The organism is Enterococcus sp., from assembly GCF_022711995.1.
Classification (GTDB): Bacteria; Bacillota; Bacilli; order Lactobacillales; family Enterococcaceae; genus Enterococcus_D.
On the sequence record NZ_JALAHI010000071.1, the window covers coordinates 1 to 12,030 of the forward strand.

Sequence of the window (12,030 nt, forward strand, 5' to 3'; positions counted from 1 at the left end):
AAAGAATTTTTCTTATTAGATGGTTGACTTATTCTTTTTGAAACAATTTCCTGACTAGCTAGCTTCCGTTTGATTTCAGGATTCAGATTGCCTTTCACAATTCGTTTTGATACTTCTTCTTTCGGTATCCTACCTTTCTGAGGTTGGACCTCCGCTTTTATCGGAACATTTCCCCTTCTTTTCCCATGACGATTCCCTGTTTCGTTCAATGCTTTGCGCTTTTCAGCCATTTTCTCATCTCTACGTTGTCGCTGTTTTTCTCGCAATTCCGCTCGATTTGCTTTTTCTTGGACAAGTCCACGTTTGAATTCTTCTGGTGCTTTTTTCGTCTTTTCGATTCCTTGATGGAGATTGTATTTCAGGTTGGTTGGCGCATTCCGTACTCCATCCTTTACTTGTTTTGTCTTATCTTTCACCAAAGCTTGGGTATCCAGAACTTTGCCGATTTTTCTCCCGGCCAAATTCATTCGAGATTGTTTCTTATTATTTGAAGTTGGCTTTTCCTTAGTCGAGTCAGGCGGTATCTCTTGATTGTTAGGTAATCGTGAATTCTTTCGTAGAGAAGAATTGGATGGCTTAAATTTGGATTTTGATTGTTCCTTTTCCAACTTATTTCCGACTGCTGCACCTCCACCAAAAGCTAAAGTTCGTCCCACATTTCGATTAAGTTGCCGCAATTTACGGTTCATCAACATTTGCGGTTTTCGCATAACCCGTCTTCCCATTGACTGGCTATCATTACTTTGAAGGTTGAACATGCTCATAATGTCCCCCAATTTGAAATAGATACCGGCAAAGGTCACAATTTGCAGAAAAGCAACCATGAAAAATGGATAGGTTGCGGAAATGTTGAAAAACATCGTGGAGATACTAAATGCAGTCGTAATCACCAGGGTGACACCCGCTCGCATCATAATCGTATTGAATAAGCGAATAATCGCCTTCTTGCCCAAACTCTCATAAGTCGGCAACATAGATAATAAGAAACTAATCGGCAAAAACATCGCAAAGATTATGAAGAGAATTTGCGAGAACAACATAATCCCAGTCAGAAGAAAGACAAAGAAGGATATGCCAATATTGAACAACACCAAAAAGACCACGGTCCCTAAGCGGTTAATGGTCTTGGTAATACTTAGATTCGCATTGTCATTGTCTTCAATCTCCGCTTTGACCGCTTCTTCCCGATCCTTGCCTTTGTTTTCATCCGGACTCACAGATAGAATTTTGTTAACCCGGTCTTCGCCAATTTCTTCTATATTGGAATCATCAAATTGTAGTAGTAACCAGGGTTGTTGGACTTGAATTGAAAACAAGCTATCTCGAATCAAGTCCACACTATCTTTTCCTTGGCTTTCTGAATTGGGTACGACAATCTCGGTCCCAAGGCTAAGGGCGGCTTCACTAACATCTGAACTAAAGTCATTGATTTTTGTGATATAGATGGGCGCATAAGCGATAAAGGAACCCGAAAGTAGAAAAATCATCACAAAATTAATCACGGCTCGAACTGCTTTGGTGGTTTCTCGTTTTAATAATCCGGTATACGCCACATAAACTCCTAAAGCTAAAATCATCAATAGTAGAAACCCAAAGTAAAAGCCCGTGGTCTGGAGTCCATTTTCGGTAATGCCGGCTAGGGTTTGGATATTTTTTCCAATACTTTCAGCCGTATCCGAAATAAAATCTAACTTGTAAGCCTCTTGGACTACATAGCCCGTGGCGTTCGACAAATATAAACTAACGGTCCAAATGAAATTAGTAATGGCATAAAGACCATACATCACGCTTTTGCCTAAGCCATCCCCCCAATTCCAAGGTAGCCAATCCCACGAACTATCCACAAAGAAATCCAACTGATAGTTACCAAGTGAATATTGGGAATATAGATTTCCCGCTTCAACTGTATCATCAACCAGACCTGTTGCCTCAGCCACCGTTCCAATCATACTGAGAAGAAGTAACATGACACAGAGACTGATTGCAATCACTCCCACAATCCGAAAAAGTTTCTTTTTCATCTCCTCACTCCATTCTCTCTTGAACAGGTGGACGGGTATCAAAAGCATGGAAAAGTTCTTCAAATACTGGATGAACTTGGACCACACCTACTCGCCCATACAAGTCTTGCATTAAACACTGACCGTTTTCCAAATCTCGCAGGTGTTTTTGATTGCTTTCATCCTCTTGATCCAATCCAAAGAATTCCAAGGTTTTCTTGATTTCATGAATATCGGTACTTCGAAAAGCAAACTTCAATCCGATATTGTTCTTCAAGCGTTCATCCAGTAAATCGTCACTATTTTGCGTAACGAAATAAACTCCGGCATTCATGGCTCGCCCAGCACGAACTAATTTATTCGATAAGGTCTTTCCTTGTGCCACTTGAAGAAAACTCCAAGCTTCATCTAGGTCCACAATCTTGAAAACTTCTCGATTACTATGGATAAAGTCCAAGGCAAAAGTCGAAATGACGATTAGCATCGAAACACTCAGCAATTCCATGGTAATATATTCTTCAAAAGTGGTTTCCGCATCCGGTAAAACCAAATCCGCTACTTGAATGATATTCAACTGTTTATCTAAACTAATCGATTGGGTAATCGAACCGTCTGAGAAAAGCAAATGGGCAAAATCATAATCGGTAAAAGATTCAATATGATCCGCGATATTTTCCGCAACTGGTGAGCCCTCTTTACGCAATTCAACGATTACTTGTAATAACCCCCGTTGATCACTTTGGGTAACCGTTCGAATGGCCTTCCGTAAAACAGGAAACTTCTCCCCATCTCGACTAGAAATTCCCGTTAAGAAGGTCAAAATATCAATCGCCAAGCTCTCGGAGTCTTTCTTTTTCTTCATGATGACATAAGGATCAAGTAAGCCTTGATTTTCTGGCTTACTAGTTAAGTTGAGAATATTGATTTCATCCGCAATTTCTGGCAAGGTCTCTTTCCATCCTCCACGCTCCCCTTTTGGATCGACAATCACAGCTTGCCCACCAAAAAGGACGGCATAATAGACTAAGAGATTGTTACTAAAGGATTTTCCACCACCAAGAGAACCAAGAAATGCAGCTGCCAAAGCATTGGTAACTGAACCTTTTACCCCTTGTGAGGCCAATGCTGGTTTCAGGTAGACATTTCGCCCCGTGTCCACGTTGTAGCCAAAGTAAATGCCTTCTAATTCTCCTAGCATCTGAGTAGCCCCAAAACCAAGTCCGGCGAGAAAATCAGACGTCACATACTGGATATAGTCATTCATGTAGCGTTTACTTGAGGGTAAGAATTCTTCATGTAATCCCATCATATCGCCAAAGGGCCGGACTAGTTTCACATTGGTATCATCATAGAAATCAAACACTTCATCACAACGGCGTTTTAGTTCATCCACTGATTCCGCACTTACTCGAACCACATAACTCAATTTGTACATGGATTCTTTTGATTGATCCAAAGTGGTTTCCAATTCATCTACGGAATCCAACGCATCTAAAACATTAGAATTCGTTTCATTGTCAGATTGATACGCATGATTATCTAAATCTTTTAATTCCTTTTTCTTATTGCGAACGGTAGCTAAAGCCTTTTTATTGGCGACAATCTCTACATTCATTGAAGTATCAATCGGGAAAGTGAATTGTTGTTGCTGGTAATAGAAAAGTTCTGAGGAAGGAAATTCCATCTCCCCTATGATCGTATTGATTGTCAAATAGGCTACATACGACTCATGATTTTCATGTTCCATGCGTAAGTACCGAGGCTTTTCTTCAATCAAGCAACGACTAGGACGTAATAAATCGTAGCGTTTTACCAGAGTTTCTGATTTCAGCTTTTTCTTTGGTAGCTGAAATTCATATTCTTCAAATGGTGTGCCTTTTTCACCATAGATATGTTCAATCAGGTAAGTTAGATCACTCGGTGTGACTCGTCTGACTTTGAATCTTCGAGCCAATTTACTTTCCATTAGTTTTTCAAGCTTGGTGTATCGGCGAATTTCTTCATTGGATAACGAAACAAAATCGCCCATCAAATGATGATTCACCCCATAGATAAATTCTTGAAACCCAGAAAAGAAAGATTTCTTGAGACTTTTTAGATTGACTTCTTCATCCGTCGCAATTAGTTTGAAGCCAATAAAAAAGCGATAATCAATTTGACTATCACCAATCATGGATACTAATGCATCTGTCTGTAGGTCAATTCGATGTTTCGCTACTTCTTTGAGTCTACCGGTAATTTCTTTTTTCGATCGCTCTTGTGTGGCACGAATACTACTTTCTGTGGCAATTTGTAAAACATGGATCTTGCCTTCACGATTCTGGGCAATCAATTGGCGAAAGCTATCGTGTACTTGATACTTCTGTTCAGGGGATAAAAAGGAGTAATTGTAAGGGACTAACTCATAGTAGGCAAAACACTCGCCTTCTTGGTTAAACACAAGATTATTTTCAATATACTTAATCGGGTACATAGTTCACACTCCTTACAAGAGTAATGGGTTCGTCCCATCGTTTCTTTTGTTCTTTGACTTTCTTTCCTGCAAAAGTGACCTTAAACCGCAAGTGATAACTGAAAAAGGATCGTAAAAACCCCAATGGTTTCTTACCGTCAAAGGTCTTTTGCGACATAAACCAAGTGACAGCCACTGGTATGCCTAAGTATTTTAAAAAGGCCCCCTCTATCATAGATAGTGGAGGCACATGGGCAAATACAATGACAAACAGCAAGGATAAAACAAACCAAGCCATCTGGTTAAAGGTCACAGGAAAAGGTAGCTGAAAGTCATTTATCGCGTAAATGACTTTTTCAACCGCCCAGATACTGGTGTAGCTTTTTATTTTTTTCATCAAATCATTCCCTTAAAAAGAAGGATAGTTTAAAAATCAACTACCCTTCAATAGTTTCGTTAATATGGATACTCAAAAACACCTCGACTCGTAACCAAATAGTTGCCTCCAATCTCCAAGTCTCTACCACACGCATCAAAATCAATATACGTCTTCAAGTGTTCTGGTACTTCTCCAAAATCACCAGCTTCTACAATCAAGAAATATGCTACATCACTCATATCATCGCAATCTGGATAATAGACAATATCATCCACATGCTCTACCATTTCCTCAAAAGAATTGAAGAAAGCATGTTGAATCTCAGAAGCAACTTCACCAACTGGCGTTCCTTCAAGCTCCTCCGCTAAGCCACACAACCGATTAATTTCTTCAATTGGTGTATACTCATCAATCTCAAAGGGAAGTTCATAATCATGGATTGCATATTCCTCATATTCATTATTTAATCCAATCCGTTCTTTCACTTCATCAAAATCGACAGGTGGGGTAAACCATGCCCCCACCAACTCACCTTATAGCGATAGGTAATCTTTTGAGACTATCTCCAGATTTTCCCCCGCTCCAAACCGTGCGTGAGACTTTCACCTCACACGGCTTTCCATCATATCAATAATCCAGTAAATAAAGTAAATCACAACTTACAAAAGTTCTTTTAAACGTCCAATTTTGTTCTTTTGCTTCTCGTTCAAATTTAGTTCAGTTTCATATTTAGCTAACGTTTTATCATCAGTTGCGTGTAGGTATCTGTGCAAATCTCTATGCAAAATAATTAAGTTCGCATAGTTATCTTTTCCACCTTTCGAAAGTGGAACTTTATGGTGGCAATGGATTTCATCAAAAGTTAAGATTTTTCCTAAAACTGCACATTTTCCCTTTTGTGCCACATATAGTGAAACACGATTATCGTTATATTCCACGCTTCGATAGGGAACTGGATTGCGCATAATCATATGCAGAAGTTCATAATCCCCATATACCAGTTGTTTGTGGATTTCTTCGCGTCCCTCAACAGTAAACTTGTTAATCGTTCTTTTCTTATCCATTGGCTTTTTATGCCTTATATATCCAATGGGAAGAATAGCTGTTCCATCAAGATAACGAAGTTGTTTACTTTTTCCGTATTTCTCTTTTACGATAAGCGTTATTTTCTTACCATGTCGATTTATCCTGTCACTGAACCGATTCGTTAAAAAGCGTTTGAACGATAAGGCAATGCCTGATAGATCTTGTGTGATATGAGTTGCCACTTGATAATAATTGTGGGTTCCCATTACATAGGAATTGAATAATGAAATTTTCTTATAGACAGCTTCATCATTCGCTTTTTGTATTTCTTTCAGGTATTGTTTTCCCTTTTCTAATACTTGTCGTTTTGCCTTTTCTGTCATATGGGATTTTACAACATACTTTTTCGTCCCATTTTTGTACTTGCCTTTCTCATGCAACTTTATTTTGAAACCCAGAAACCCCGAATAGTTCTTTTTGAGATTGACTATCTTTGATTTTTCAGGACTAATTTCTAATCCCAATCTATCTTTTAGCCAATTTTTCGTAGCGTGATAAATCTTTTCAGCTGAGGTATAATTTCGGCATAAAATTTTGAAATCATCAGCATAACGGACGATATAACATTCTTTAAGTTTCGTATAGTTACGCAGGGAAGTGTATTTGTTTGTATTTGATTGCTTCCACTTGGAATATTCCCTTTTAGTAGGGATATTTTCCCACTGACTGGCAATCCACCAATCCAATTCGTTTAGCACTACATTGGATAATAGCGGTGAGAGTATTGCACCTTGTGGTGTTCCTCTTTCTGGGAAACCAATTCCAGCAATTTCAGCTTTAAGCATTGCTGAGAGAATACTAATCAATTTCTTATCCCTGATTCCTATCGTCCATAATTGCTTCAACAGCTTGCCATGATTGACATTATCAAAAAATCCTTTAATGTCAATATCTACTACATAACTCAATTTCGCAATTTGCATATAGCGTTCAACTTGCGCAATGGCATGTTCACAACTTCGATTTGGACGAAACCCATTGCTTCTTTCATAGAATTTAGCCTCACAAATTGGTTCTAATATTTGCAAAATACATTGCTGTATCAGCCTGTCTATGATTGCTGGTATCCCCAATGGTCTTGTTTTTCCATTGCTTTTAGGAATTTCTACTCTACGAATAGCTTTAGGCTTGTACCAGATGAACTTATTTCTGACCTTGGCTATCAACTCATCAGTTGATAGCTTTGCCAAATAGTGAATATTTCTGCCATCTGAACCTTTGGTTTTACTTCCTGAATTTTTCTTTAAGTTGCGATAAGCAAGGAGTATGTTTTCTTCTTGCAGTATCAGAGGAATGAGCCTCTTGAATACATGATTATCTTTAGACTTTTGATAAAGTCCATCGAATGTTTGTTGCAAATCATAATATTCGTTATTCCTCAATTTTTGCTTTTTCAGCACCTTTGTAGTTGTCATAGTCGGTTAGCTCCATTTCTAATAAATCATGTGAGCATTGCCTTTTTTAGTCTTACTCGAACCTATGAAATCTTGATTGATTCTTCTTTATTTAATATTTGTTATTGCTATGACTAGTGCCTATCCCTCCATCATATTTCTATGATTTCACCGGTACTGTGGCACCGCTCTCAGTTAGATTAAAGGATGTTATACGTCAAGTTTTCCAACCTATTGCTTCATCGCTGGCAAATCAGCTCCACACTCTAACCTTTCCACGTTCCGATTCTTCTATCTGTACATATACCCTTAAGTGTATCCTATAAGCCTGCATGTTTGATAATGCCTGTAACATCATAAGGTTTTTCATAACAACGATATCTTACTCAACCTCACATGCCTATCCTTTGGATAGATAGCATATTTCTATGCCACGCAAATTTAGACCCGTACATTCGGATATTCGTCAGTGTTTTCCCAATTACACATTCTCACCATAGATATTTTATAGACCTCCGGCATATAGACTACATACCTTACCTCTAAGGCACTTTCCATAAGTCACAAATTGACTTACTAGGGTAGTTCTCTGCCGACTTCAGCGAGCTTCAAACAATTTAATTTTTGCATCAAACTGCTTGCCGCAGTATCAAGGGAAGCGTTTCATGGCGTTACCCAATCATTCCACTTCTCAAAGAATCAGTTCTATGAACCCATTTTGAATTTCATGCCTAGTCTTTTCAACTAGGAACGTGTCGCACCATTGTATTTTCCAAGGTTCGCAATATACACACGCATCTGTTCCATCGTGATTCCCCCTCAGGCACCGACAATTCGGTTAAACAAATTGAGTAAGACATCCTTCACTCCAGAAGCATTAAAGACCAGACCTACCGCAATCAAAGCAATCACCAAGAAGCCAATCAGTTTGGAAAACTCTCGCTTAAATCCTAAAAACAAACCAATGACCACAATCGCTAGTAAGACTAAAGATTGCGCATTGGTTAAAAACCATTGATATAAATTTTGTCCAAAATTCATCTCGTCACTTTCCTTTCTTTTCCATTGCTCAGTCCGCCGCTGCACTTACATTCATCAAGTACATCACGGTAACGCCGAGCATACTGCCACCAAATACCAATAAAATATCTTTTACAATTCCCATCAAGATCCCTCTTTTCATATAATTAAGTTTTCAACTGCCATACTTTGTTGCTCCAAAATCTTTTTATGCCGGTCTGATAAGCGTGCATTCTGTACCATATCCTGTATATAGGTTGTCTGATTCAAACGATCTAATTCTTTAGCCATTTTCCAAGTAGGGGCGACTTGTCGGCCTAGCCAATTCAAGGTTCGTTCAATGGTATACGGTTTCGGTTCAGAAGTTAATTGAATCTCTTTCCGATTCCGTCCAATAAAACGACCCCATTGTTCATTCAAGGGCCAATTGGTTCGCCGTTTTCCTTCTACCTTATCCGCAAATCGCAAATACCGGTTGATAATGGAAAATGTGGTACTTTCAATGCTACGACCTTTTAACAAATCTTGAATCGCATGATAAGCACGGTCATTTTTCAGTCGAATCTCAAAGCGATTTTTCGTTTCGGTCTTGTCTAATGGAATTCCTAACTTGATATATTGCTCATAATCTTTTTCGTACAAACAAAAATAAACCTCACTTTTGAGGCTACCGATATATAAAGTATTGCCCATGCCATCCTTTTCGTCGGCTTTCAACAGTTCCCCGGAACGATAGCTTTTAAAGGTACGGAATAAGGAAATACATTCTTCCTTCTGACATTTCTTCGTTAACTCAGGAATATCCAATAGCCCCACTCGATCATTGATTGCCAAGTCTATGCGTTTCATCACCCCACCGGCTTTCAGACAATCTTCGAAAAAGTCGTACCAGCTACGTTTTTGGGCGAGTAAAAAAGTTTCAAACTGTCGACAACCTCGCCCTTTTAATTCCAAAAGAACGCCTTTATCTTCTTCATGAGACAACATCACTATAATATCGCCCATAACATATTGTTCCTGATAAGAGTAAAAGGCGTAATCCTCATGGAGCATATACTCAAATTGTAAATGGAGAATTTCTTGAATAATTTTCCGTACATCCGTTGTGGGGAAACGAATCCTTACATAGTCAAACAGTAATGTCAAAGGCAAATCGGGATTGAAACTTTCCAGTTGGTCAAAAATTTTTCTCATGGTCTTTTCTGATGGTGTAAGTAGACCTGATTCAATCTTGTTGATATACTCTCGAGTCAAATTACATGCGACAGCTAATTTGTTCTGCGAAACCTCATAATCCTTACGCTTTTCTTTTAGCAATTCTTTGCTTAAATTTCTTTTCGCCAAATAATCACCTCCTAAAGCAAAAGTGTGAAGTAATTGACGAATACTTCACACTGAATCAAATCGTTAATTTTCCTTGCTACACCAGTAATTCTTAATAGCTACTTGCTTGTTTTTTGTGTTTTTGTACCCCCCTGTTAGATACGGGGGGTGAGACATCATGGCCGGCTGCCGCCGTCCATGAACAGGCACAGCACCACGGAGGATTTCTGCTTCGCAAATCCCCCGCGGTCAGCGCCTATCAGTGGTTTATTTGGTTGTTACTCCGCAGTAATACCCTCAATTTCCAATTCTGCTTTTATCTCAAACAAGTATTGGCGGATATCCGGTTCTTTGGCAAGATCTGCAATCCGTTCAATTTCCGTGATTACTTGATTTAGTTCAATTCGAGCATCGGTTTCCTCGTCCATTACATATGAATCACCAGGGACTTTCACCCCATTTTTTCGAATATCGAAATTGAGCCGGTACAGTTATTCTTCCAATTCCGGATCTGACTGAATCTTGCCAATCACCCAGTAGATTTCTCCAATCAACTCATCATAAATCATCTAGTTTTACCTCCTTTAATCTTCTAGCAATATCAAAAATGACCGGAACTGTTACAGAGTTTCCGGCTTGCTTATACAACTGACTATCTGAATTGACTTGAGAGGCCCGGTCAAAGGCCCAATCAGGAAATCCTTGAAGTCGCCAGCATTCCCTGGGCGTTAGCTTCCGAATCTGATACTGATCCGTGACGACCGCTTGTTGGTCTCCCGTTACTAAAGTATGCACACTTTGTTTTCCCAGGCGGCCACGACGACTTGTGGAATTAGGAAAAGCCAGGTTCACACTATCACCTGGCTTGACCTCTTGATATTCTGTTCCATTTTTTCGAATCATAATTTTCGTTCCCCCTTGTTTCGTTGACAAAGTGGGGGCTGTTCCGGTTACTTCGTATACCCGATTGCCTTGTTCAAAATTTCCTGACAACATACCGGCTACAGAAATACCCTCATTTACCGGCAATGCGATTTTGATCCCTTCATCCCCTGTTAAGGTTGGGGCAACCCCATCTGAACCATAGACTTGTCCACCCATTCCTCGATTGGAAGGGTTAACATTTACCAAGTTTCTGATGTTTTGATCAGATGTTGGAGACGGTCCAATGATAGGAAATACTTGTTCGGTACACGCGTCTCGAGAATGTCCGATAAGGAAGACCCGATCGCGGCTTTGGGGAACGTAGGCCTTTGAGTTAAGCACCTATAGCGATAGGTAATCTTTTGATTGTTCTCCAGATTTTCCCCCGCTCCACACCGTACGTGAGACTTTCACCTCATACGGCGTTCCAACTTATTCATTTCAGTAAATATTAGCTAAATTACACATTTTACGAAAGATGTTTAATTTCTCAAGTTGTTTTCCATTTAACTTGAGTAGTCGTAAATATTGTTCAATCGTTTGTTTATTCGAGGCATGTAGTTAGTCCCATCCTCTTACTCGACCTTGTGAGTTTCATTTAGCTATATTTACTTTTTCAATGAACAAGTCTCGGGACTATCCCTCCACGTGTATTAAACGTTTCTTCGGTACTATGTCCCTACTCTCACGGGAATAAAGGGCTTTCGGTATACACCTTATATCCGCCACACCGATAACAGTCGTTAATATGTGTTTCCCGCTTTCCATGTTCCAATGATTCTAGCTGTTCATTCATCCTTAGGTGCTTACTATAAGCCTGAATATTTATAGCGTCTTTTGTTCGCTATCCCGGATTTCATAAATGGTATTCTTACTTTCCGGTAATATTCGTTGCACATGCAACATCTCTTTTTCAATGAGATTCGTGGTATAGACCCGTACATTCGCAAGTTCGTCAGTTCATTTAAGAACATTCTCACCATAGATGATTTTTAGCGTCCCGGCATATCCGTGACCTTATGCAAATAGAAAGCACTTAGGTCTTGTTCTGCCGACTTTACCTAGCTTCATACATGAAATAGCTGTTACTGTTTAATGCATGTAGGAGTATCAGACCAGTCGTTTTAAACAAACATGACTGTTTTCATTCCGACTGTCGAATCATTAGTTGTAATTTATCTTCAGGATAAATTCTTGCATTTCGTACTATTTGTACTTATTGCGAAACATGTCGCACGCCATTCCACATCATACCCCAATCCATCCAACGTTCGGAGGATCGTCTCGAACGTAGCCCCTCCTTCGTGATTGAGCAATCCCCGGACGTTCTCAAGGAATAGAAACTTAGGTTGGAGAAGAGTGGCGAACCGAGCGATTTCAAAGAATAAAGTACCTCGAGTATCGGAAAATCCTTGCCGCTTTCCCGCAATTGAAAAAGCTTGGCACGGAAAT

Annotated in this window: 9 protein-coding genes and 2 pseudogenes; all 11 read right to left on the minus strand. The window is 39.4% G+C overall.

Going from position 1 to position 12,030, the window contains the following annotated elements:
- Nucleotides 1-2,021 (minus strand): CD3337/EF1877 family mobilome membrane protein (locus Q0A12_RS06855; RefSeq protein ID WP_291291918.1); only part of this gene is annotated, 2,021 nt, incomplete at its 3' end.
- Between the two features lie 4 nt (nt 2,022-2,025).
- A complete protein-coding gene (locus tag Q0A12_RS06860) occupies nt 2,026-4,473 on the minus strand; it encodes an ATP-binding protein (RefSeq protein WP_291291919.1) in 2,448 nt (815 codons plus the stop codon).
- Nucleotides 4,460-4,849 carry a conjugal transfer protein gene (locus Q0A12_RS06865; RefSeq protein ID WP_291291920.1) on the minus strand — a complete coding sequence of 130 codons (390 nt, stop codon included), beginning with the start codon at nt 4,847-4,849 and terminating at the stop codon, nt 4,460-4,462. The genes Q0A12_RS06860 and Q0A12_RS06865 overlap by 14 nt, the downstream gene beginning before the upstream one ends.
- Before the next feature lie 59 nt (nt 4,850-4,908).
- The gene (locus Q0A12_RS06870) at nt 4,909-5,358 is read right to left on the minus strand and encodes an antirestriction protein ArdA (RefSeq protein ID WP_291291921.1); all 450 of its coding nucleotides are present in this window, start codon (nt 5,356-5,358) and stop codon (nt 4,909-4,911) included.
- 132 nt (nt 5,359-5,490) lie between these two features.
- Nucleotides 5,491-7,332 carry a group II intron reverse transcriptase/maturase gene (gene ltrA, locus Q0A12_RS06875; protein ID WP_291291922.1) on the minus strand — a complete coding sequence of 614 codons (1,842 nt, stop codon included), beginning with the start codon at nt 7,330-7,332 and terminating at the stop codon, nt 5,491-5,493.
- Between the two features lie 798 nt (nt 7,333-8,130).
- Nucleotides 8,131-8,352 carry a hypothetical protein gene (locus tag Q0A12_RS06880; protein WP_002298822.1) on the minus strand — a complete coding sequence of 74 codons (222 nt, stop codon included), beginning with the start codon at nt 8,350-8,352 and terminating at the stop codon, nt 8,131-8,133.
- 28 nt (nt 8,353-8,380) lie between these two features.
- Nucleotides 8,381-8,494 carry a DUF3789 domain-containing protein gene (locus Q0A12_RS06885; RefSeq protein ID WP_291291923.1) on the minus strand — a complete coding sequence of 38 codons (114 nt, stop codon included), beginning with the start codon at nt 8,492-8,494 and terminating at the stop codon, nt 8,381-8,383.
- A complete protein-coding gene (gene mobT, locus Q0A12_RS06890; RefSeq protein WP_291291924.1) occupies nt 8,491-9,675 on the minus strand; it encodes a MobT family relaxase in 1,185 nt (394 codons plus the stop codon). Before mobT ends, Q0A12_RS06885 begins: the two co-directional genes overlap by 4 nt.
- A gap of 257 nt (nt 9,676-9,932) precedes the next feature.
- The gene (locus Q0A12_RS06895) at nt 9,933-10,145 is read right to left on the minus strand and encodes a hypothetical protein (RefSeq protein WP_291291925.1); all 213 of its coding nucleotides are present in this window, start codon (nt 10,143-10,145) and stop codon (nt 9,933-9,935) included.
- Nucleotides 10,146-10,212: 67 nt separating this feature from the next.
- A pseudogene (locus tag Q0A12_RS06900) lies at nt 10,213-10,920 on the minus strand (DNA cytosine methyltransferase); the annotation flags it as partial.
- A gap of 896 nt (nt 10,921-11,816) precedes the next feature.
- A pseudogene (gene dcm / locus Q0A12_RS06905) lies at nt 11,817-12,030 on the minus strand (DNA (cytosine-5-)-methyltransferase); the annotation flags it as partial.